Below are 23,553 nucleotides of genomic sequence, written 5' to 3' on the forward strand. Positions count from 1 at the left end.
TTTTTTCGGAAACCCCAGCGCATCCCGCTGGATGAGCGCTGTGAAGTGGTCAAAGAAGATACTCGCTTCGATACGCGCTCGAACTGCTGCTCATCAATTACAGCATTGGCGTCTTCGCCCAGCGTCGCGAAGGGATTGAGGAGGAAGGCCTCTGCTCTGCAGCCTGCGACGAGGCGGCCGGGCAGCCGCCGAATGTTGTCGAGAACTGTACGGACCTCGGGTGTCACGAGTAGGGCCCGGCCTCAAACCAGACCGACGAATAAGTGTAGGAGGTAAACAGCGCTCTTTTCGGCGCTACCTCTTTGAGAATGTCGTAGAGCGTTGTCATCAAAACCCCGTATTTCAATCCCAGCTTCTTGTTATCGGCCAACGCGCATCATATTGACGGTCTCCGCCCCAACATCGACATATAGCGCTACGTGGTAGATGAAAGCTGCAAGGCACGACCAGAAATCGGCAAGTAGAGCCAGTGCTCCTTGACCGGCGTACCCGTACATTGTTCAATGGCCTGAGCATAGGCCGATAGCTGTGGGCCGTGCTCCCGAGCGAGTGCGTCATCATGTCTGGTGCCACCAGGGTTCGACTTGTGGTCCAGGAGAACCCATCCGTCTGGCGTATCCAGCAGCATATCGATACGGCCTCTCAGTCGCGCTCCGTCAGGGCGATTGGCCTCGACAGGCACCTCCACGCGAATCGTGCTCCCCGGCCAGCGCTGTTGCAGCCACTCGAAGAACGTTTGCAGCTGGGCGATGACTGCGGTCTTGTCAACCGCGTGTGCCATTCCCCAGGCGCTGAGGATTCGCTCGACATCAGCGTCTTGCACACTTCCTGTTACACCAGCGCGTGCGATACAGAGGTGCATCGCGTTTCCGAGTACGTTCATTTCGACGCTGGCAGTGATTGCGATGCGTACGCCGACCGGCTCTGATGTCACGACTTGGTATAGACCGCCTTCGGCATCGCTCGGTCGATACCAGAGAGGCGGAGCATCGCTAACGGGCGCCGCCACGTACCAGCTACATGTCGATTCGTGCGGCGCTGGTGGCGCGCCCATTTCGGTGACTTTCCAGACTCCAGCTTTTCGGAGAACAGTTCGCCCGTCTGGCAGCACGACTGGACCTGTATCACCGAACAGAAGGTCGCCTGCCTCGAGTTCATCCACCCAGTCTCTATTGATGCTTCGACTCCGCTGGCAAGTCACAACGACGTTTGCGTCGCGTGCACGTGTCATGCTGACATAGAGCAGCCGCTTGTTCTCGGCGAGAGCATCCGCCGCCATCCTCTGGCCGATAGCGCTTTGCTCAGCATTGGTGGCTGACTGCGGCTGAGTCCGCTTGCCCCATGACCTCGGCCAGAAGTGCACGAAGCGATTTTCAAGTGGGCGCTCGGGATTGAACTCGCCGTCGGTACGCGCACGAACGCCCCACAGCGCACTTCTCGCTGCCGTTCCGAGGGACGTCAGAATGACGACCGGCCACTCAAGCCCCTTTGCTCCATGGTGTGTCATCACGCTGACGGCAGCGTCGGCGGTCGCGGCACGGTCGTCGGCCTGGTCGTCAGCAAGTGTGCCAAGCCAAAGCAGCAGCCCGCTAACGGTTGACGGACGTCTGGCGGCGATGCACTCGTCCTCATAAGCGGCGCCGAGGTCCATCAAGGCTTCCACGTTGGCGATTCGAGTCCTCGCTTGATGGGGAGAACTCGACCATTGGCTTGCAACACGGGCAACGTGTGACTCGGCTTTGGCGAGTCGCAGCGCCTCCCGCGGGGTAAGCGCAGCGAGGCTTGGTCGCAACTTCTCCAGACGGGCAAGTAGCGGATGCGCGTCGTCCCCCTCAGCTTTCCACCGCGAAGGGCTTGCATCTTCCCGGGAGAGGTACTCGAGCCGGTCCGCCAGCCACTCCTGCGCAGGAATGCCATCAGCGAGGGACAAAATAAGCGCGGACGCGACCGTGTCCCTTGGGTCGAGCAAGCGTCGAAGGCACGCAAGAACAAAAATAGCTTCGGGCGTACCAAGAAGTCCGGCTCTCGGGCTCGCGGACGGTACTCCCCATTGCGTCAGTGAAGTTACCGCAAGTTCAACCTGGTCGTTCTTGCGGCAAAGGACCGCTATATCACCCGGTCGAACAGGACGTTCCTGTTGGGTGTGCCGGTCGATGACCTTCAACTCCGATTGAAGCAGTTCGCTGACCGCCTGCCCCAACGCAAGGTAGTCGGACTCGTTGTTTTTGCTTTCGAAGTTCCAGTGGAATAACGCCGGTTGCCCTGCAATGTCATCCCTCGATGGTTGCAGATGCACCTGTTCCGGCTGCAGTTCCGGAAGGAACGCGGAGCCAAATACTGCATTTGTGAGGGAGACCAGCGACGGCGTTGAGCGTCGGGAGGTAGTAAGTGGTGTACCCAGCTTCCCGCCCCAACCCTCAACTGCCGCAAGAATGCCTGCAATGAGCCGGGCATCGGCGCCCCGGAATCCGTAAATGGCCTGCTTCGGGTCTCCAACCCAGACCGAGCGCTTGGCCAGTTTGGCTAGCTCCACGAAAAGCGCGAGCTGCAGCGGGCTGGTGTCCTGGAATTCGTCGACCATCACAAGGTCGAGCTCATCGGCCAACGCCTGGCGGACATCCTCATTCTTGCGGATGACCTCAAGCAACAGAACTTCCTGGTCACCAAAGTCAACTGCACCCATCGCACGCTTGGCTTCGGCATAGGTGTCGAGCGTCATGGCCGTCAGTTCGAACACCAGCTCAAGATAGGAGCGCACATCAGCATGGAATCCAGGATGCGATTCGTGCGCCTGTGCGGCTTCCGAAACAGGGGTGATAGCCGCGCGCACTACGGCACCAGCGTTCAGCGTGCAAGCCGCAATCCAGTCTGGCCAGCTCCAGCGCCCCTCCCCAAAGCACCGCTCGAGGCGCTCCAGTTCCTTGTGACCATTCCGGAGGTTCTGCGCGACATTCCCGCCCGCGGCCTCAGCCGTTGCAATATGCAACGATACGTCCGTCAGTGCCTTCGTCAAGGCAACAACGAGTTCTCCCGTCGGGTCGGTGCCTACCGAGGGAGTGGGCCAGTTCGCCAACATCAGGTCGGCATTCCGATGGCCCATTTTTCGCAACTCGTCCGCCGAAATGTCGTTATTCCGAGCGGCGTTCACCACATCCTCAATCTGTGCCGACCATTCCGCATGGTCGATGCCAAACCTGGTGGTGAGCGTTACCAGCTTTTCTCGCCCGGCTTCGTCGAGCGTCTCCGCAAGTGACGTCGCCAGCAGGCGCTTGGCCTGACCTTCACTCAAGACGGTCTGGTCTGGGGATAGACCTATCTCGAAGCAGAAGCGCTTCAACAACTGGCCGCATACGCTATTAACTGTGCCGAGCTTTGCCTGGCCGATAGCAGTAGCGAGCCCGATTGCGCCTTTGTTCAAGAGCCACGCGCGCGCTCGCTCGCGCAACTCCGTTGCGGCTTTGACCGTGAATGTCGTCGCGAGCACGGCGTACGGCCTTGCTTCGCCCGACTCGAGTGCCTCGGCGAGCGTTTCCGTGAGCTTGTAAGTTTTGCCACTGCCCGCGCCTGCGCTGATGAATTCGATGTTGTTCATTGCTCCCAGCCCCCGAGCAGTACCATATAGTCCTTATCCCACGCATTTGGCCCATTCACCGGAAGTGTGCCCTCGGGTCCGTTGAAATCTTCCCCGCCACCAACGGGAACGACATCGATGTGGCCTTCAGCCCATTGATTGGCGCGCCAGGACCAACTTGCCCTGGCCTGCTCGATGAGACCTGCGGTTGCAGCCGGAGGTGGCGTCCGAACCTGTGCAGTCGGGATGACGTCGGGGGCACTGACGTACATCGCGCCAGTCTCCAGAATGAAATAACCCAGCGCCGCCGGCGCGACGCCTGCTTGCTGCTGGTACAGCGACGAATAGATAGCCAGTTGGAGATGCTGTCCGTCGTGCAGTGCGTCCGCGTAACGCTTGTCGCCGCGCCATTTCATATCGAGTGCTACAGCTTGGCCACCAGCCAGTTCGACCAGGAGGTCGATTTTCCCGATAAGCGACACGTCGCCAAGCTCACCCGCGACAGGCAACTCGGTATGGACACGGATAGCCTTCGCGGCGCGCAGATGGCGCATCATCGAACGGATTGCGTGCTCGCATACGCTCCTGAATCGTTGCAGACTGACCCCGGCACCGTGCATCAGCAAGATGGCACCCTCAGTCCGAAGGAGGAAATCAACGTTGTCTCGGAACCATGCGACTGCGTGCTCGTCGGTCCAGTTCAGACTGTCCGCCTGCTGAAACAGCTTCTCGAAAACACGATGCGCGAGCGTACCCAGGAGATTATTGCCGTCCCGTGCCTCAAGTATCGAGGCCGGACGCATGCGTGCAATGCGCTTGAACGCGTAGAGTGCGGGTGCATTGAATAGCTCCGACATGGACGTGTATGACTGGTCCGTCGTCGGTACTGTAATCGGCTCACCGAGTTCGAGCGACTGAGGCGCTGGAGGCAACGCCGTGCGCGTGACGTTCTCCGCGAGCGTCCCAACAAACCCGTTCGAAACCTGCGCGTCAAGGTTGACGAGCTGCTCCTTCAGGTCTGGCCAAAGTTTCAGCAGCAGTTGGCGAACAGGATGCTCCTCCGCGCCAGGCGGCGGCAAAACCATGATGAACCGGCGCCTCGCGACCAGCAGTGGGCGCAGCCACTGCTGGGACAATAGCTCCAGTTCGTTCTGCGGGTCGCGCACCTCCACGCCGAGGTCCCGGAGTGTAGCGAGTTCCGACTTCGTCCATTCAAGCGGTAGCGGCAACTGCGGCGTCGATGGCATCCACCAGATGACCTCGTCGGCAGAATCAATGCAGGCCGCAGCGTCCGACTCGGCCCGAAGGCAGCCTACCTGCGCCGGCGCAAAAGGGTTTCCGGAACTCATTGGCGTTGCGTGCTCAAGAAGCTGTTCAATCATGCGCGGTGCGATGGCGGGCGCGCCCTGGCTTTTCAATTCAAGCAAACCGTCCCGAACTGCCGAGCACTGCTCTATCGCCGCACCGAGCGTCGCGTTCAACGGGCCATCGTCCACGAGCCTTTTGCGCAGGGCATCGACCAGCTTCTCGACCCGCGTCAGAAGCGCATCGACGGGTGCGCCGGTATCGCGATTCCAGCGCTCGCCCTCGAGCCAGAAAGCGATGTCATCAAGTATGGCTTCGCCGTTTTCGGTGCCGTGGATTTCCTGCTTCGCTGATTCCCAGGCATCGCCTCCGATACCCGGTTGCTCCGCGACAGCCTTCGCGAGACGGACGCGTGCCCTCCGCAGGAAAGGGCCAATGGGATGAGAAAGAAACTCGACGAGGCGTCCGACATCAATCGGGTCCCAGCACATTTCAAGTGCCAGGCCCAGAGCCTGCAAGGCAGGACGCAGGCTGCTGACATGGCGAAAACCGCTGCTGACACCACCCGTCGCCATCATCGTTGCGTCGACCGAGTCACCGTCCGACTCGCACACGAGAAGCCGGTCTGTTGGCATTTGGCGGCAATATGCACTGAGCCAATGCTCAGCAGCCTCGTGGGTCGACGCCTGAACCAGCACGACACTGCCGTCGGCAACCGGGTTCGCCAGTGGACGAAGGTGCCCCGCAACTGCGCCGAGTGCGCTCTTCTGAAGTTCGCTAAGTAGTCCCTCACCTTGAGGCTCGGGTTCCCACGCCGTGACGCCAGGCAGGCGGGCAAGCACCTCGCGCCAGGCACGCGAGAAGCTGTCCAGCGGGTCGACGAGCCGCATCGATTCGATTGGCGTCCGCCCAGTTTCGAGCGCCGCGAGTACCGCGGCGAGGCGCTCAGCTTGCCCGGGTGGGATGTTGCCATTGGCAATCTGCTCGACCTCCGCCATGTCCACTAACATTTGCGGACTGCCTGCTGGTGCGGCGCCATCCCAGCCTCCGAGGCGCCATTCGTCGCGCCAGGAAAGAAGCTTGGCGCTCGTGCCGACGCTATCCGCCTGGAGCGACCGACTGTAGAACCGGCTCGGTGCCGCTTGTGTTCGCAGATGCCCAAGGTAGCTTGTAACGCGCTGCGCCGTGCTCACCTCTGGACGGCTTAGCCCCAGCCAGGTTTCGAGAAGCCCGAGCAAGCCCATGGGGCCGACGACAGGCTGGCCTAGGATGTCCGGACGGGAGGGACCCAGTCGGCCGTCGAGTTTCAGTCCAAGAGTGATGTGCATGAGTGGTCTCGAGTAAAACAGGCCTTAAAGCCAACGCGCGTTATCGCGCTGTCATCAACGCATGGATGCGACGTTCGAGGTTGCGCAGGCCAACGGTTGCGGATTCTGATTCCACGCATCCGAAGAACTCCGCTCGACGCGGTTCCGGGTCCACCAAATAGCTCCGCTCGTGCCGGCGCCATCGCTCGCGTGGCAGCATCGCTTCTGGCGAAACGACCTGAAACGCGGTTCCTATCGCAATGAACAAATCGTCGTCAGTCATTTCATGTTGCATGAGATGCAACTTCATGTATTCCGGTGCCGCTTCGTGGAAAAACACCACGCCTGGCTTGACCGTTTCAACCGCCCCGCATCGCGGGCAAGCCGTGTCGAGGCGATACTCGTCACTGCCTTTAGGGAAGCGGAGGTCGCACGAAGTACAAAGCATTGAATGCATGTCCCCGTGAAGGTGGGTGACATACCGCGCACCTGCCTGCTCGAGCAAATCGTCGATGTTCTGTGTGATAAGTCGGACCCGCTCAGTTCCCCACAGCCCCTGCCAGCCAGCGAGAACCCGATGTGCATCGTTCGGTCGCGCATCTCGCTTCTCGGCGATTCTCTGGTTGTAAAAGCGGAAAACCGCCTCCCGGTTACGGCGCCAGGTCAGGAAGTTGCAAACCTCGTCGATGCTCTCCTGACTCCAGATACCGCCGCCGGTACGGAACGTCGGAACGCCGCTTTCGGCGGACAGCCCTGCTCCCGAAAACACATACAGGCGCGGACCAGTGGAATGCTGCGCAGATGACACCGTTCATCCTCCGACGGGGAATACATCGATTCTTTTTCAAACATAGCGAAGCCAAGCGCCGGCGCCCGTTGCCGAATCTCGACGTCCACGCCCAGATTTCACTTGTGTCCGTTCCAGATTGGGTCCGGGTCGTCATCCCATGACGGAGCGAATTCCACAGCTGTCCATTTCGGGTGGTTTCTATCGAAAGGCGTCCCGGGACCTTCTCGCGGGCGGCCGTGGCGATATATCCATCCTGGCAGCCCGGCGTTCGACATCTCCACGTAGCGAGCAATAAATTCAGCGGTTGACATGCGCGGTGCATAACGCAGGAACTCGCGGCCCTTAAGTTCGCAGTCTGGTGTCCATATCTGCCAGGTGTATTTGTAGAACCTCGGCGGTGTTCTGGGCAGGTACCCCAGGCAGAATGCCAGGGTGTCGGGGCGTTCTCGCGCCCAGCTTTCTCGGGTAGGTAGTCGCATGGCAGTACGGTGGTCTGACTCGGACTTTAGCGCACAAGAGCTTCCAGGCTCAACGAGCCTTAATCGTTATCGCCGCAACGGACCAGAGCCATCAACTGATTGCCGTTTCCGAACACATGTAGTCTGGAATCGAATGTCTTGTCCAGTTGCGGGTTGTAGATTCCAACCATTCTGCCGCCCACGTAGGCGAACTGTTTCCCCTGGCTGCCGGTTTGGATGCGACCAACAATTCTCGACGAACCGTCACGAATATGGATTGTGCTCACAGCACCTCCGCTATGTAGTTTTGCTGATTAGAAGTTGCCAGCCCAGCGGTCCCAGAATCCGGGCTCATCGTGATGGGCGTTCGTCATGGCAACCTGCAGCGTGACGACGTAGAACCGGACGTCGTCGAAGCGCATCGTGCCGTCCGGATGTTCGAGAAACGCCTGAACCTTGCGGTACTGGTCGTCGGTTTCGTCGAACGGCACATCGATGAAAATCTCTCCGGCATACGAACGCACGACTGTCTCGGAGGCAACCTGCCCGCACTCGCGCCACCGGATGCCTTCGCTATCGAGCCATTGCACGATGCGCGAGCGGCTATCCAGAGCCCGGTAGTCCGCGCGGCGAGGACGTTGCGCTTTCATGAATTCGAGATAGAGTACATCCCGCTGAAGTTTTCGGGCGACTGCATCAATATGTTCGATGAGTTGCGGCATGGCATTTCATCCGTGTCGTTTGCAGAAAATTTTGTCACGGCGACGTCATTCGACGACGTATCCCATCGCCGTGGCACAGGTTGGGCAGAGCGTCCTAACCCGGCCATCCTCATGCCCGCGCAGCGTAGCGGGCTGACCACACCGCTCGCAGGTGCGCTGGCTCAACCTCGCAGCTTCGGTAAGCCAGTTATCCACCGCATCTGTTACTTCGCCGCGCAGACGAAAACGCAGACTGCCCAGCGTCTCCCGCACCTCAATCGCGACCAAATGCGACCTCCACGATTCCACCTCGAGCTTGCGCGACAACGCGTCGATGATGCGATACCAGCCATCGTCACACTCGAACAGGCAGCCGCCGGAAAAGCGCGGCTCCAAGGAGCGGTAGATTGCGGGATAGCTTGCCATCAGAGCACTTTCGAATTCCCGGTTCATCGCAGGGACTCGCTCAATGGAGAACTGGCCGGCATTCATTGTTGATGCCATACGGCACGTGCCCGGTCGCTACGAGTTGCGAGGCTGTTTCGCAGTTGCGCACGTGGTCGTCGAAGAAGATGTCGGGCCTGAATTCCGCGAGAAAGGCCGTCTTGTCCTTGCCGCCGAGAAACATGGCCTCGTCGACCGCGACGCTCCACGCCATCAGCGTGCGAATCGCCCGCTCATGCGCCGGCGCACTGCGGGCTGTGACCAGCGCCACGCGCACCTGTACCGCCGACCGGCGCTGGCCTCGAAGTGCGCACACGGCGGCAAGGAATGGCTTCAGAGGGCCGGCAGGCAACGGCGAATGCGCATGACGCACACCAGGGACAAAAAGTGTCCCAGTCGTCTCGTAGAATCACGACTGGACCGAAAGCTGACTCACGCACCATTGAACGACGCCCAGACTGATGACTTCCAGCCTTGATGAAGCGATTCTTCGAATCCTGCCTACGGACAGGGAATCGGACTCGTGGATGCCCACATCACGGGTTATCCAGCTACTGACCGACCGGGGCCACCAGGTCGACTATTCGCGGCAGGTCCGACGCCGCCTTGCCCGGCTTGAGCGGGAAAAGCTTGTGTTGTGCACGATGGACGGGCAGCTGCTTCTATGGCAGCGCAAATCGTGGTTGCAGGGTGCCAACCAGATGGCCGGCCTGATGAGTGCCTCGGAGGCGGTAGCATTCCACGCGCTCCGGCGCTTTGTGGCGGACAAGCTGCCCGCAGCGGTCACCATGGACATCGAGCCACTGTTCAAGGCCGCCGATACCCGGCTTTCGCAAGACGGGGAAGACAGCCGGCTCTATCGAGCGTGGGTACACAAGATTGGTTCAGTGGAGCCGACCTATCTGCTGGGTCGGCCGCCCATCGACCCTGAAGTCTTCCAGACGGTTGTGACTGCGACGTTCTTCGAGCGCGAACTCCTTGTCCGGTATCGGCCGGCCTACAAGGAGATAAGGGATGAAGACATCAAGCCGAAACGGCTCTGGCCGCTCGCACTTGTCGAATCAGCCGGGCTCATGTACGTGGTCGCCCAGAGTCCGGACTACCCGCCGCGCCCCGAGGAAGGGAAGCCAAACTGGCTTCGAATTATGTATCGACTGGACCGTTGTATTTCTGCGGTCGATTCCGGAACAGCGTTTGCGTACCCACGGGATTTCAACCTGAAGGCGACGATTGAAAAGGAGCAGGTGTTCGACTTTCTACCGGAGCCGCCTGTCGTACTGGAGCTCGCGCTAGAGCCGCCCGAGGCGAAGCGACTTGAGGAGCGGCGCATGTCGGAGGACCAGCGGCACACGCCGCTGCCCGACGGCCGGATAAAGGTGACCGGGACGGTGGTTCCGAGCGTCAAGCTGCGATGGTGGCTCCGCTCGCTCGGTGCTGCAGTAGAGATTCTGGCTCCGTCCGCACTTCGGGACGAATTCGCACGCGAGGCGGCTGTACTGGCGAAGCGTTACGGCACCGCCGGTTGAAAGGCTCATCGACAAATTACACAGCGTAATCGGGGTAGTAGGTGGAAAACGAAATTGCAGTCAGACAGGCAGTCGAGTGGATTCGCGATGCGGACGGCCTGCTCATCACCGCGGGCGCCGGCATGGGGGTGGATTCCGGGCTACCTGACTTCCGGGGAAAGGAAGGATTCTGGCGTGCATACCCGGCCCTGCGCCACTATGGGTTTTCGTTCGAGGACATCGCCAACCCTGCGGGCTTTTCGAGCAATCCGCGCTTGAGCTGGGGGTTTTATGGGCACCGGCTCGCGCTCTATCGCGCAACCATGCCTCATGCGGGCTTCGACATTCTGCTCAGGTGGGCGTCGGCAATGAAACACGGCGCTTTCGTCTTCACCAGCAACGTCGACGGTCAGTTCCAGAAGGCTGGATTTGATGCAGAACGCATTGTGGAATGCCATGGAACCATCCACCGGCTTCAATGCGTCGAGGCTTGTACCGATGAGACCTGGCCGGCTGACGATTTCGTGCCCATCGGCAACGAGACGACCTGTCTGCTCGAAAACGAGATGCCGAGGTGTCCGCATTGCAATGCTCTTGCGCGGCCGAACATTCTGATGTTCGGGGACTGGCGATGGGTGGAAAAGCACGTGGAGCAGCAGGAAAGGCAGCTCGCATCCTGGTTCGAACGCGTCCAGCGCCCGGTAGTAGTCGAGGTGGGCGCTGGCCGGGCGATACCGACCGTGAGGCGATTCAGTGAACGGCATGGCCCTCGTGTCATCCGCATCAATCCGCGAGAGTCAGCGATACCGTTTGCAGTCGGGGTAGGAATGGCGTGTGGTGCGCGAGACGCTCTACAACAAATCGACATTGAACTCCATCGACGGTCATGAGCATCTCTCCCTCAAAAAACCGTCGATTTTTCCGTTAACGATAGCGAGCCCTCGTACAAAGGTCAAAACCCTATCGCTAGCCCGACCTATCTTCTACCAAGAGTTGAACCGTCGTGAACCGTACTGACTACCTCGAAGATAAAGACATTCAGGATTTCGTCGCCTTCCTGACTGGCGTCATCCGGGGCAAGGCCCTCAGGCTTTCCATCGGGTTTTCAAGAAACCAACTTTATGATGGCTTTGAAGACAAGTTTCCGGGTGGTTACCAAGACTACCGGAACGGTGGCGGTCCGGTCTACGTGGTGCATGCCGAAAGTCTTGAAAACCTTTTTGACATGTATTGGTGGAACCGAAAGGACTTTGAGGGCAATATGATTGCGCTCAGCGCAGTCAGCGCGAAAATCAAGGAAGCCATTGAGGGCGAGAATAGCTTCCGTGCGTACGAGCTCGCGGAAGCGGCATGTCACGAAGTGATGAAGTGGGGCTTTGGAGAAAGACGTCGCGCGTACGCCGCAAATATGCGTTGGGCAAAGCAACAGGAACAAGCCCTCCCTCATGTCCTGCGTATGGGTCGAGAAGCACTGGCCGGAGACAATCCGGATATTGAGGCTTTCGGCGGAGGAGAGAGCGGCCACACCCTCTCGCCACGAATGAACGCCGGCTGGACGAAATACTACGCGCTGGCACTTCCCAATCACATTATTTACGATGGTCGCGTCGGAGCTGCCCTAGGGTTCCTCGTGCAACGATACCTGGCCTCCCTGCCGCGCTTTGCAGGCGTTCCAGAGAAGCTCCAGTTCCTGTGGGCCAACGGTGATGGCGGCGGCACGCTGCGGGACCCATCAACTGGCGGACAGCAGTTTGGCAAGCTGTATGGCGGACGTTACGGTTCCAGGTCGTGGGCCCGGGTGAATGTCTGGGCCAACTGGATTCTCTCTGCCGCGCGTGACAAAGCTGGTGCGGAATGGTGCGCAGGGCCCGATGGACTTCGCAGGCTTGAGGCGGCGCTTTTCATGCTTGGGTATGATTTCCATCGGGTTCGTGATTCGCATAGCGATAGAGGAGCCGACGCGCTCCACAGGAGAAGGAGAAGTACCAGCGAAAGCCGGATAACAGCTGTCCGGTCAGGCGTACCGCAGGAGAAATCTCAGCTCCACACTGAGACCTCTCAAGGTGGTCGCTCGTCGCCTGCCGCAAGTGCACAGACACGATTGCCCGACGTCACTGCGCCTGACTTCCGGTCGGCGCTGCAAGAAGCTCGACTTGCTGCGGGCCTAACCTACAGCGCACTTGCGCGGTTAGTGGGCATCCATACCGTGATGCCCTCCCGCTATGAGAACGCCACACATAGCAATGCGACGCTTCCGAGCAAGGAAATCTGGCAAAAGCTAAACGCCGTTTTGTTCCCACCCGGCATCAATAGTGCGCGGCTTGACGGACCCAATGCGTCATAAACCACGACTTGAGCGACGTGGAATGACTAATGAAGTCGGGGCTGAGCAAAATTAGCTCGAACGCTTCCCCAACCCTGGCAGCGAGCGCCGGACCACGCCAAGAAGCCCGTGCGTCGCTCGCTAAACCGCGTGCCCGCCACAAACAAGTATTCAGCGGTAAAAGAACCGTTTGCTTCTAAAACGGAATCTCATATACATACGTGCGCTCTGAACGGCGCAAATCGTCGGAGAAGAATTTGATGCCAGAGAACCATTTCCCCACCGGTTCCGAACTCAACCAACCGCAACACCGCCGCCTCACGGTGGAGCTCTATGAGCAAATGCGTAATGCAATCTTTGCCGAATTTCCCGAAGACGTCGAGGAGCTCGAAGTGCGTTGCGAGCGGACCGGCACTGTCGCCACAATCAGCGGCGCGGTCACTGATACCACCGGCCAGCTGAGTGCCGACGATTTCTGGACTCGCATGGGTGACAAGCCGCTCTTCACGAACATGAGCGTTGAAGCGGGACGCCCGGCAGAAGCAGCGTGGGCGCTCGGCCTCTTTCCGGACTGGCGCGAACTTGCATCCAGCGGCTGGAATATCGTCGACCTCGGCGCGGGCAATGCGCGCGCCGACAGCCGCTTTTCCGTGTCAGGAAGTCTTGCGCAAAGCTTCTACGCTCAAAAGCGCGGCTTCAGCGTCCCCCTTACCGATGGCCGCATGTTTCAGATGCCGAAGACTGCCACTTTCCGCCTGTACATGATGCAGCAACTCGCGCGGTGGCTGGCACGGGAAAGCGGTGGCGAACCCAACTATCCAAACGCCAGCAACGTTCTTGAGTGGCTAGTAAACGAACTCGCGCCGTACCAACCCATCGCCAAGGTTCGTGCTGCGGTCGAGAAACTTGCTACCCAGTTCGGTCTCGGCTGGGGCGTTACGACGGTGCTGCACGGCCTCATGGACCTAGGATTTTGGGTCGTGAAACCGGACGTACATCTGGTGCGCTCGGTCGCGCTTCTTGGTTGCCTCAACGATTCGGCGGCGGCACTCTCCAATCCGGAGAAGTACCTCAGTCATCCCGACACGCTCTTCGAAGTCGTCGACGTTTGTCGCAGGTTCGCACCGCTCATCACGCCACTGCCGCAAAGCCAACACAAGTCTATCCGGGAAGTCGACATCGTGCTCATGCGTGCAAGTTATCGCTCCATTGTCGACCGCTATGTCAACGACTCCGGAGAAGGCAAGCCGGACGATGCCGATTGTGAAACAGTCTCCATGGTGTGAACCGGCACCGCTTCTGAACAGAGAGTCCTCCTGCCTGGTGGGTAACGGTTGCTCAATCCGCGTGAGTCCGTCTGCGGGAGGTCACGAGGAATTCGGCACGTGACGTCGTAGACCGACGTCACTCCTCACGGGGCGGGGATGACGACTTGCTCATCCGGGCGGATAACGACTGTCTGAGCCACTCGTTGCTCCTCGCCGAGTTCCAAATCGCACATAGCGCCACTTGCTCATCGCCCACCCTGACCAATTTGTACTCCTTACTTCTGTACGAAGCCTGGAGCAGCCATTGGAACCCATCGCGCTACATAGCATGACGGAAGACGCACGGGACATGGGCCTCGACACTCACATCCGGGAGCAGCCAAGCCAACCATGTCCGTCTCGTTTCCACTTCCCCATGCGAAAGTGTTGCTGGCCAACGCAGAAGCGAACGTCACAAGGGTCCCGCAAGCACATCATCTGACAGGACTCCTACGACGTCTTGCCGATAAGTCAAACCAGCGATACTTCGACGCGATATGCGATGCTGCATTCAGTCTCGACCCTGCTCTGTTGCGACAGCCCTTCGCTCCACCTGCTGGCGACAGTTGGCGTCGTGCCATTAGCGAACGTCGCAAGGAGGGGCTTCGTCCGTTTCTTCAGGATATGCATCACGTGGCGGAATATCAACGCCGGGATTGGAAACTTATATTCCGGATTGTGGGCATGCCTCGACGCTATAAATACAATGCAATGCTTTGCAGCCGACTTGCTCGGGATGCGTTGAATATCGTGGGCGACCCCGAGTTTGGATGCCTGCATGCATTCTTCGAGCGATTCATAGAGCCAGGGGCCGGCTGGGAGCAATCTTCATTACGCAGCGCGCTGCTTGAAGCATTCCCGGGGCTTTATCCAGATTCACTTATTCAGAGTCTTGGTATATCCCATCCCGTCGGACTCGCCGATTTGGTCATCCTGAAGCGGATGGGTATCGTGGTCGATAAGAATTCTCAACTCAAGAATCCCTCCAGGTCCGCATGCCAACAAGCAGTACTGTTCTATCGAGACATTGCTGCCAAGACGGGGCAGACATTCGAATATGTAGCGGCAGTCTTCAGAGCGAGCTTCGCCTGGTCGCGCTTTGACACAAGAAGTTTCAGCATCTATCGTGCGGCGGTTTGCTTCGCATACGGGCCAAGGTGCCAAGCCTGTTCGCATGTATCGTATTGTCAAAAGCGGGACATTGAACCGCTCACCCATGACCGTGCCAATAGATGGCTGAGTCTGTATCCAGAGTTCCAACATCATTTCTGCAACCTGCGCTCAACGCTCGGACAGCTACCACACAGCGCGACCGACGCGGCAGTGTGGTGCCTTCGCTTTGAAACGGCTTTTCATGAGCGACCGGGGTTCAGAATACCGGACCCTGAATGTTTGAAGTCGGTCCGTGCCGCTCTGGTCACTTTACCAGCGACCGCCCTGCAGGAAGCCTGGAGACGATGGGCCGATGAACGATTTCCGCAGGACAGCCCCCTACTTATCCGGCGCGACTATCCGGCTGAATTCTGGCCGGTGGACAGCCTTGCCGACAGCAAGCTCCCGTGCGTACTGGAATTTTCACCTTTCCGGTTTTTCGCTGGCCATGGAGACCTGTTGCTTGCGGAATATATTCGGCGGGGAGAGACCACAATACCTTTGCTCGCGGTTGATTGGGAGCAGGTTGCGGACATTATCGAAGACATGGACTCAGCAACCTTAGCGTGAAGCTGTGTCCGGGATTGCAGGGTCAACTCCACTGGACGCTTAACCGGAAGCCTTGATGGAAAACTCTGCCTCAATCAGCGGTCTGACGCGCTTGCGCTCGGACCTCGACAGATGCCCCCAGACAAGTATCACATTGGCAAGCTCGTCATCGTCGCAATAAAAATACGCTGTGGGTAAGTGCAGTGCCTTGGCGAGCTTGACTGCAATGTCGAACGCAGGCTCATGCGTTCCCGTTTCGTAGCGGCTCATTCTTGCACTGGCCGTGCCTTCGTCCAGCCCAATTTGAACGCCCAAACGGTCCTGCGGAATACCAACCAGCCGCCTTGCATCACGCAAGCGGCGTCCAAAAACAGTGGTTGGTTCCTTCGTGGCCATCCTACGACTATCGTAGAATTTACTTGCCGTTTCTCTACGTAATTCGTAGACTACGTTGCCTGCGAAAGCCGAATCGCACGACGCAAGCCATACGCAATAACCGCTCGACTTGCAGGCGACTAGTTTCACTCGACCGGCCGGGGTACGGAATCTTCCCGTATCCTGCGCACGATAGCCTCGGCATCCCCGTGTCCTTTCGTGTTCGCGCCACTGTTGGACAACACGAGGCCTTTCACGGTTCGTTTGCCCCGCGCGAAAGCTTTGAGCGCAGCCAAGACCGCTAACGGTGTTCCGAGTGAGTGACCGACGAGAATTACGGCTTCATCGTCAGAGATTGCATCTACGATGCGATTTGCGATGGAGTTCAAGTCGAATGGACCGTCGTCCTCCAGCCAAGCCAATGCTTCTGCTTTCAGCCCTGAGGTCACAGCACACTGCTTGTAGACGAATGGACTGCACATCGCGCCTGGCAAGCAAACCAAAGTGGGGAATTTCGAATCACCAGTGGCTAGAGGAACTATGCGCATTACCGAGGCTTGTAGATAGACAGATGCATACGAAAGCGGAGGCGCTCTCCGCTCCACGTCTACAAGCTGGCAAAGCGGGCTCCCGACCCACCTTACCGCAGTTCCACAATGTCCGTCTCGATGCTGGCATGAGATAGCCCTACCGCCGACGGGCCGAATGTCGATGCTTTGTGGGCTCTGGAGGAGCCTATCCAGACCAGAGCCCACCAGCATGACAAGAAGTCACCCCCGACTCTCGTTGTCGAATCGAACGTATCAGCGTCGACGACGACCACCGACTGCCCTGCTTCGGACTGTGTGTGGTCTACGTCGAGACGACATAGTTCCAAACGACGTTCGAGACTCAAAAATCCTGCGCGGTCGGGCGCAGAACAATTTCGTTGATATCCACGTTTGCCGGCTCATCGATGGCGTACGCAATGGCCCGTGCCACGGAATCCGCCGGAATCGCCAGCTTGTAGAACTCTTTGACGAACTGGCTGCTTTCCTCATGGCTGCTGCCCAGTTTCAGTTCTGAGTCGACGGCACCCGGCTCAATGGTCGTCGTGCGAATCGACCCACCAACTTCATGGCGCAAACCCTCCGAAATTGCGCGTACCGCGTACTTTGTTCCGCTGTACACCGTGCCACCAGGACTGAATACCTTGATGGCCGCCACGGAGGCAATGTTGATGAAGTGCCCGCTTGCTTGTTGCTGGAAGACCGGCAGCGCGGCGGCGATGCCGTACAGGACGCCCTTCACGTTGATGTCAATCATGCGGTCCCATTCATCGACTTTGCGTTCGCTCATCGGCGCGATGGCCATCAGGCCAGCATTGTTGACCAGAACGTCCAGGCGACCGAAGACCTTCACTGCGGTGTCGATGAGGTTCTGCACCTGTTCGACTTTAGTCACATCGGTCGCGACCACTTCGACCTTGCCGCCCGCAGCACGAATTTCGTCCGCGAGGGCGTTCATCATTTCGACCCGGCGTGCGCCGAGGACAACCGAGGCACCGCGCGCGGCCAGCAAACGCGCCGTCGCGGCACCCAGACCGCTGCTTGCACCGGTGATAACGACAACCTTTCCTTCGGTATTGTTGCTCATGATTTTCCTCGTCAAGTGAGATGAACAAATCCAACATGAAGAGGAGTCTATGAACGCCGACTACTCCAGTAAATGGAAATGCTAAGATTACTGAATTCCACTTTCTGGAATCAAAACCATGCAGAATCGGCTGGAGATGTTGCGCATCTTCGTGGCTGCGGCAGAGTCAGAAAGCTTCAAAGCAGCGGCGGCGCAGCTTGGCATCTCGCCGCAAGCCGTCACGCGGGCTGTGCAGGACCTTGAGCGGCTGCACGGCGAAGTCCTCTTCCACCGCAGCACGCGCGGCATACAAGTCACCACGTACGGCGAAGCGCTGGCGAACCGCGCGAAGACCAGCGTTCGCGAGTTGGACGAGTTGTTCCTCCAGGCTCCGCAACGGCAAGCGCAAGAACTTGAAGGTATTGTTCGCTTGACGGCACCAGTCGTGCTGGGACGCAGATGGTTGATGCCTGTGCTGGAAAACCTGAGCAACACGCATCCACTCTTGCGGTTCGATTTGCACCTGAGCGACGCTCGCGCCGCGGTCGTGGACGACCGCATCGATATCGGGGTGCGTTACGGACCAGTCCATGACAACCGTTTCGTCGCGCGCCGCGTCGCGGCGCCCGAATTCCGCATCGTCGGCACGCCAGACCTGATTGCACGTCATGGCAAGCCGGTCAACATCGAACAGTTGAATGACCTCCCGACGACTGCTTTGCGCGATATCAGCTCTGGCAAAGCCTGGCCCTGGTACTTTGCCGACGGAGACCAGTTGCTTCCTGCATCGCCGCGCTTCGCCAGCAACGACGGCGAAGCCGAGTGCCAAGCCATTCTGGCCGGAATGGGCTTTGGACAGATTCCGGCTTATCTCGCCGACCAGTACATCGCGGACGGCAGCTTGGTGCCAGTTCTGGAGCGATTCACTCCCGAACCATGGGAAATCTATGTCTATCGCCCGCAGCGCGGCCCCGTTCCGGCGCGGGTCAGACTGGTGTTTGATTCGCTCGTAGCGGCAATCGCGAAATATGCGTGATGCGCACTTCGATTGCGGGCAAACGGCTTTCAGAGTACGGACTGCCCGCTCGCGCCAGACGAAGCGCGCGACAACTGAGAAGCTGAGGTAAGTATCGCCTCGGTGCCTTTCGCTCTAGCAACGCCTCATGCTTATAGCACCACAATGGCTAGACTTTCAGAATAGAAGTCGCTAGCCTGACAGCGAGTCCTGAGCCGTTTAGCCGACGTTAAGGAGCCGCACATGAACGTGAGCACCGAAACACTGGTTGAGATGTTACGAGAGGTAGAAACTGAGGACCCAATCGATTACGCCGATTTGCCGTTCGGGGAGAACGAGCTCAGACACCTGGTGATGAACTCACTCGTCGAAAGGCATCATGTAATTGAACGTGACATGGGGGCCTCGGATTTGCATGCCATGTACCTTCTAAGTACGGCGAAGCTCGTGTTAGAGAATACAGTATTGCATGCCCGACTGCTCATCCTTCAAGGTCGGCAGGTAGATATCAAGTCGCTTCTTGAGCCGTTCATGCTCAGGGGAAACCGGTAGAGCTAGGTGTTGAATCGCTTAGGGCGGCCTTGCACCTTAGCCATCAAAATATAAACCTGCTACCTAGATATGTCTTTAAGACTCTATTCTCTTAAATAGCTACCTTGACATTCAAGTCATATGTAGATGGGAGTCTTTTTTGTATCAGACGAGGCATCTGAATCTTCGAAGATGCCTCGTCCTGACAGTCTACAGGTCATAAAATTTACAACGGTTTCAGGCCTGTGGACGGCTGCCCTCCCATGCGCGTTGGAGCAACTCACGAATCGGCCCAGCTTCGATAGGACGCGGGTTCCAATAAGGGTTAGACATAGCCACGTCGCAGGCATGGTCCAAGTCATCCTCACCCAGTCCAATCTCCTTCAAGCCAGTCGGAACACCTAGCTCAAGATTCAACGCATAGAGTCCGTCTGCGGCGTCCTCAGCGCCGACCGCCCTTGCAATACGCTCCATCGCGTCCGCGGCTTCTGGCGCGTTGTAGGCAAGAGAATGCGGAAGAACAATTGCGTGCGTTTCAGCGTGCGGTAAGTTGAACGTTCCACCGAGCGTATGGCAGAGCTTGTGATGGAGGGCCATCCCAACATTGCCGAGAACCATCCCGCAGAGCCACGCACCGTAGAGACACTCGCTGCGCGCGTCCATGCTCCGATTATTCTTCTTGATGCCACGAAGACCCTTCGCGAGCGAATGAATGCCCTCTTCGGCCATCAATGCCATGACCGGATTGCCGTCTTTTGCATACAAGCCTTCCGCCGCATGAGCAATCGCGTTCAAACCGCTGACAAAGGATAGCTGCGCCGGGAGACCAACCGATAGTTCAGGGTCGTAGAGCACCGTCTTGGGGAGCACCCGCTGGTCGCGCCCCGTACGCTTCAAGCCGTCCTCGGTAATGCCGTAAATCGGCGTCATCTCCGAGCCAGCATACGTCGTAGGGATTGCGATGATTGGAAGCGACGACTCAAGCGCGATGGCCTTGCCGAGCCCAATCGTCGAGCCTCCGCCTATAGCAACCGCGCAGTCCGCTCCGACTTCCTTCGCGTACTCTCGCGCCTTTCGAGCATTCTCGATAGGGACGTGCATCTGTGCGCCATCAAACACGCCGGCACTGGACGGTCCAAGCAGCGAATGGACCACCTCTGCCTGAGTGCGCTGCTCTGGCGTGCAAAGAACAAGTGCACGGCGAGCGCCCAACGTTTCGACCTCTTGCTGGACCAGTTTCATACTGCCCTGGCCGAAAACTACGCGCGAGGAGTGGGTCGTATAAGTGAAGTCATACATGAGCTGATTGTTCCGCTATGTGTCAGACAGGTGCGAGCATCAGACGTAATCGACCTGATGCCGCGCAATCCGGCAGTCTCCAAGAACCTGCTTAACGCGCAGATGCTCTGGATGCGAAGCATAGGCCTCCAGGTCAGCGACAGTCTCGAACTCGGTGTACAGCACAACATCACACGCGTAGTCGACGTTGCTCACATCCATGCCGACTTCGAGTTTCGAGAGCCCTGGAATCTTTCCGGTGAGACTCTCGAAAGCGGTTTTGACAAACTGTGCCGTATCCTTCTTCTGTTCCGGCGTCTCGCCGCGAACGTCCCACATAACGATGTGCTTAATCATGTCGTTTCCGTCATTTGATTGCGGCGTCAGGCTAGCGCCGATATCGCTTCCAGAGACTCAGAGCCGAGGCTCAGAATGCCGCCTATCGCCAATTCTTCCGCGCGAAATTTGCAACCCAGAAGTAATGCTCTCTCAGAGTTCCAACACGTGACGCTGTAATCAGGCTTTGTTCTTGTTGTAGACATCCACGAACACTGCAGCAAGCAGCACGATGCCCTTAATAACCTGTTGATAGTCGACACCGATACCCATGATGGACATGCCGTTGTTCATGACGCCCATGATGAAAGCGCCAACGACCGCCCCAACAACCTTCCCAACGCCACCGGATGCAGAGGCACCGCCGATAAAGCACGCTGCGATGACATCCAGTTCGAAGCCAGTCCCCGCTTTCGGGGTACCACTGTTCAGACGCGCGGCGAAGATAATTCCGGCCAGCGCTGCAAGTACCCCCATGTTCACAAAAGTGAGGAAGCTCACCGCGGGTACGCTGACGCCAGAGAGTCGCGCAGCCTTTGCGTTGCCCCCCACTGCATAGACCCGGCGCCCAATCGTCGTTCGATTCATCACAAACGTGTACAGGCCAATCAGGACGCCCATGATGACGAGCACCGTTGGCAACCCACGATAAGACGCAAGGAGGTAGCAGAAGTAGACGATGAGGCCAGTGAGAACGACGTTCTTCGCGACGAACATCGAAAACGACCCCTTCTCCATTCCATATTTAGTGGCGGCGGCACGATGGCGTAGCTCAATGGCGAAGAATGCAGCACCGACCAACACACCAAGCACGATGGACGTAATATGCAGGTCCTGGCCGCGGAACACATCAGGGATGAAGCCCGAGCTCACCGCCGCAAAGCTGTCGGGGAAAGGACCAATCGATTGCCCCTGAAGAACCAGGTTCGTCAAACCACGGAACACCAACATACCAGCCAGCGTCACGATGAACGACGGCATCCGCCAAAATGCAATCCAATAGCCTTGTATCGCACCGATAAGGGCGCCCGCCACAATACAGATGATGGTGGCCAGCACGTAGTTGACGTTGAACTGCACCATCAAGACCGCAGCAAGCGCACCGACGAGGCCGGCGGTCGAGCCCACTGAAAGGTCAATATGCCCAGCGACAATCACCATCAGCATCCCAAGGGCCATGATGACGATGTAGCTGTTCTGCAAGACAAGGTTGGTAAGGTTCAGCGGCTGCATCAGCACGCCGCCTGTCGCAACCTGGAAGAAAATCATGATGACGATGAGCGAGAATAGCAAACCATATTCGCTGGCGCCGCGCTTAATCACGTCAATGATTTCGCTTTTCTTGACCTCGGCCTCCTGAGGAGCCGTCGGTGAGAGAGCTTTACGCATTTCAGATGCCTCCATTTCTCATAATTGCCCGCATGATTTTTTCCTGCGAGACTTCTTCCGACGTGAACTCACCGACAAATCGGCCTTCGTTCATGACATAGACGCGGTCGCACATGCCCAGAAGCTCAGGCATCTCCGAAGAAATCATGACGACGCACTTACCCGCCGCAACCGCTTGATTGATGATGCTGTAGATTTCGTACTTCGCGCCCACATCGATACCGCGGGTGGGCTCGTCAAGGATGAGGACGTCAGGCTCCGAAAACAGCCACTTGCTCAGGACTACCTTTTGCTGGTTGCCGCCAGACAGATTGCCCACGACGTGAGACACGCCGTGCGCTCGAATGCGAAGCTTCTTGAGGAAGTCTGCTGCGACGTTGACTTCTTCATGCTCGTTCACCACACCATATTTCGACACGCCGGCCAGATTGGCCAGCGAGATGTTTGTCTGGATGTCGTCGTCGAGGAGCAGGCCATTTCCCTTGCGGTCTTCCGTGACATAGGCAAGACCCGCGTTGATTGCCTTTCTCACGGAAGAGACATCTACCGGCTTGCCATGAATGAGCACTGTGCCGCTGATGTCCTGGCCGTATGCGCCACCAAAAACGCTCATGGCAAGCTCAGTTCTCCCTGAGCCCATCAACCCGGCGATACCTACAATTTCACCGGCACGAGCGTTCATATTGACGCCCTTGATGACTGCGCGCTCACGCTGGGTAGGATGCTGGACTCGCCAATCCTTGACCTCAAAAATCACCTCGCCGATGTTCGGCGTCCGCTGTGGATAACGGTCAGACATTTCGCGGCCAACCATGGCCTTGATGATGCGGTCTTCGCTAATGGATTCCGCGTGGCAATCCAGTTCGTCAACCGTCGAACCATCACGGATAACCGTGATGCTGTCAGCCACGCGGGATATCTCGTTGAGCTTGTGCGAAATGATGATTGACGTCACTCCGCGCTCTTTCAGGTCGAGCAAGAGTGTGAGCAACGTGTCACTGTCTTTTTCGTTCAGGCTTGCCGTCGGCTCGTCGAGAATGAGCAAACGAACTTCTTTCGACAAAGCCTTCGCGATTTCTACCAGTTGCTGTTTGCCAATGCCAAGCGTGCCGACCGGCGCATCCGGAGAGTCGCTCAGGCCCACCTTCTTCAGCAGTTCCTTTGCGCGTGCGCGCGAACCTTGCCAGTCGATAACACCCCGCCGCGATTGCTCGTTACCAAGGAAGATGTTCTCCGTGATGGAAAGCATCGGGACCAGCGCGAGCTCCTGGTGGATGATGATGATGCCGACCTCTTCGCTGTCAGTGATATCAGCGAACGCGCGCTCCTCACCGTCGTAGACCACGGAGCCACCATACGAGCCATGTGCGTAGACACCGCTCAGGATTTTCATCAGCGTCGACTTACCGGCGCCGTTCTCGCCGCAGATGGCATGAATCTCGCCTTTTCTGACTCTCAGATTGACGTTATTCAGGGCCTTCACCTGCCCGAACTCCTTCTGGATGCCGTTCATCTCCAGAATCGTGTCCATCTCCGTTTCCTCGTGTCTAGCACTTAATGCCTTGTTGCAGAGCGCCGTTTTGGGTCACACCTTTCGCGGCGC

General features: G+C 58.2%; 20 protein-coding genes and 1 pseudogene. 7 read left to right on the plus strand and 14 right to left on the minus strand.

The genetic code is table 11. The annotated features are described in order from the left end of the window. Positions 1–415: 415 nt before the first annotated feature. The 7 genes and pseudogenes from B0G62_RS15300 to B0G62_RS15330 all read right to left on the minus strand — a co-directional run. Positions 416–3,592, minus strand: coding sequence for a UvrD-helicase domain-containing protein (locus B0G62_RS15300; RefSeq protein ID WP_103705052.1), 3,177 nt, complete (start codon positions 3,590–3,592; stop codon positions 416–418). Further along, the gene (locus B0G62_RS15305; protein WP_103705053.1) at positions 3,589–6,204 is read right to left on the minus strand and encodes a PD-(D/E)XK nuclease family protein; all 2,616 of its coding nucleotides are present in this window, start codon (positions 6,202–6,204) and stop codon (positions 3,589–3,591) included. The genes B0G62_RS15300 and B0G62_RS15305 overlap by 4 nt, the downstream gene beginning before the upstream one ends. Before the next feature lie 40 nt (positions 6,205–6,244). Continuing rightward, positions 6,245–6,991, minus strand: a complete 747-nt coding sequence (locus B0G62_RS15310; protein WP_103705054.1) for an SIR2 family NAD-dependent protein deacylase — start codon at positions 6,989–6,991, stop codon at positions 6,245–6,247. A gap of 520 nt (positions 6,992–7,511) precedes the next feature. Continuing rightward, positions 7,512–7,718, minus strand: coding sequence for a hypothetical protein (locus B0G62_RS31290; protein ID WP_146055301.1), 207 nt, complete (start codon positions 7,716–7,718; stop codon positions 7,512–7,514). Positions 7,719–7,745: 27 nt separating this feature from the next. After that, complete coding sequence (locus B0G62_RS32195) at positions 7,746–8,153, minus strand: hypothetical protein (protein WP_244193260.1); 408 nt, start codon at positions 8,151–8,153, stop codon at positions 7,746–7,748. 45 nt (positions 8,154–8,198) lie between these two features. Continuing rightward, complete coding sequence (locus B0G62_RS15325; RefSeq protein WP_167401273.1) at positions 8,199–8,624, minus strand: hypothetical protein; 426 nt, start codon at positions 8,622–8,624, stop codon at positions 8,199–8,201. Next, positions 8,599–8,931 (minus strand): annotated as a pseudogene (locus B0G62_RS15330) (5'-nucleotidase); the annotation flags it as partial. The pseudogene B0G62_RS15330 and the gene B0G62_RS15325, both read right to left, overlap by 26 nt. 106 nt (positions 8,932–9,037) lie before the next feature. Here B0G62_RS15330 and B0G62_RS15335 point away from each other — a divergent pair. The 5 genes from B0G62_RS15335 (at position 9,038) to B0G62_RS31295 (ending at position 15,433) form a co-directional block, all read left to right on the plus strand. Beyond that, positions 9,038–10,102 (plus strand): helix-turn-helix transcriptional regulator, encoded by a 1,065-nt coding sequence (locus tag B0G62_RS15335; RefSeq protein ID WP_103705056.1) that lies wholly within the window; start codon positions 9,038–9,040, stop codon positions 10,100–10,102. A 41-nt stretch (positions 10,103–10,143) separates the two neighbouring features. Continuing rightward, the gene (locus B0G62_RS15340) at positions 10,144–10,971 is read left to right on the plus strand and encodes an SIR2 family NAD-dependent protein deacylase (protein ID WP_244193261.1); all 828 of its coding nucleotides are present in this window, start codon (positions 10,144–10,146) and stop codon (positions 10,969–10,971) included. Positions 10,972–11,084: 113 nt separating this feature from the next. Then, complete coding sequence (locus B0G62_RS15345) at positions 11,085–12,425, plus strand: helix-turn-helix domain-containing protein (protein WP_103705057.1); 1,341 nt, start codon at positions 11,085–11,087, stop codon at positions 12,423–12,425. A gap of 239 nt (positions 12,426–12,664) precedes the next feature. Next, a complete protein-coding gene (locus B0G62_RS15350; RefSeq protein ID WP_103705058.1) occupies positions 12,665–13,690 on the plus strand; it encodes a hypothetical protein in 1,026 nt (341 codons plus the stop codon). Between the two features lie 654 nt (positions 13,691–14,344). Next, positions 14,345–15,433, plus strand: coding sequence for a hypothetical protein (locus B0G62_RS31295; protein WP_146055302.1), 1,089 nt, complete (start codon positions 14,345–14,347; stop codon positions 15,431–15,433). Positions 15,434–15,472: 39 nt separating this feature from the next. On the opposite strand, the gene B0G62_RS15365 is transcribed toward B0G62_RS31295, so the two are convergent. The 3 genes from B0G62_RS15365 to B0G62_RS15375 form a co-directional block, all read right to left on the minus strand. Beyond that, a complete protein-coding gene (locus tag B0G62_RS15365; protein ID WP_103705061.1) occupies positions 15,473–15,808 on the minus strand; it encodes a helix-turn-helix domain-containing protein in 336 nt (111 codons plus the stop codon). Between the two features lie 125 nt (positions 15,809–15,933). After that, positions 15,934–16,548 (minus strand): alpha/beta fold hydrolase, encoded by a 615-nt coding sequence (locus B0G62_RS32585; protein WP_322789237.1) that lies wholly within the window; start codon positions 16,546–16,548, stop codon positions 15,934–15,936. 130 nt (positions 16,549–16,678) lie between these two features. Further along, the gene (locus B0G62_RS15375) at positions 16,679–17,422 is read right to left on the minus strand and encodes an SDR family oxidoreductase (RefSeq protein ID WP_103705063.1); all 744 of its coding nucleotides are present in this window, start codon (positions 17,420–17,422) and stop codon (positions 16,679–16,681) included. Between the two features lie 118 nt (positions 17,423–17,540). Here B0G62_RS15375 and B0G62_RS15380 point away from each other — a divergent pair, with 118 nt between their 5' ends. Beyond that, complete coding sequence (locus B0G62_RS15380; RefSeq protein ID WP_103705064.1) at positions 17,541–18,437, plus strand: LysR family transcriptional regulator; 897 nt, start codon at positions 17,541–17,543, stop codon at positions 18,435–18,437. A 222-nt stretch (positions 18,438–18,659) separates the two neighbouring features. Continuing rightward, a complete protein-coding gene (locus B0G62_RS15385) occupies positions 18,660–18,968 on the plus strand; it encodes a hypothetical protein (protein ID WP_103705065.1) in 309 nt (102 codons plus the stop codon). Positions 18,969–19,184: 216 nt separating this feature from the next. On the opposite strand, the gene B0G62_RS15390 is transcribed toward B0G62_RS15385, so the two are convergent. The 4 genes from B0G62_RS15390 to mmsA all read right to left on the minus strand — a co-directional run bounded on the left by B0G62_RS15390 (position 19,185) and on the right by mmsA (position 23,481). After that, a complete protein-coding gene (locus B0G62_RS15390; RefSeq protein WP_103705066.1) occupies positions 19,185–20,246 on the minus strand; it encodes a maleylacetate reductase in 1,062 nt (353 codons plus the stop codon). A 39-nt stretch (positions 20,247–20,285) separates the two neighbouring features. Beyond that, positions 20,286–20,582 carry a Dabb family protein gene (locus B0G62_RS15395; RefSeq protein WP_103705067.1) on the minus strand — a complete coding sequence of 99 codons (297 nt, stop codon included), beginning with the start codon at positions 20,580–20,582 and terminating at the stop codon, positions 20,286–20,288. Positions 20,583–20,741: 159 nt separating this feature from the next. Then, positions 20,742–21,950 (minus strand): multiple monosaccharide ABC transporter permease, encoded by a 1,209-nt coding sequence (mmsB, locus tag B0G62_RS15400; RefSeq protein ID WP_103705068.1) that lies wholly within the window; start codon positions 21,948–21,950, stop codon positions 20,742–20,744. Between the two features lies 1 nt (position 21,951). Then, on the minus strand, positions 21,952–23,481 hold the full coding sequence (mmsA, locus tag B0G62_RS15405; RefSeq protein WP_103705069.1) for a multiple monosaccharide ABC transporter ATP-binding protein: 1,530 nt from the start codon (positions 23,479–23,481) through the stop codon (positions 21,952–21,954). Positions 23,482–23,553 lie beyond the last annotated feature (72 nt).

The sequence above is a fragment of the Paraburkholderia eburnea genome (genome assembly GCF_002917095.1).
In the GTDB taxonomy this organism is placed as follows: Bacteria; Pseudomonadota; Gammaproteobacteria; order Burkholderiales; family Burkholderiaceae; genus Paraburkholderia; species Paraburkholderia eburnea.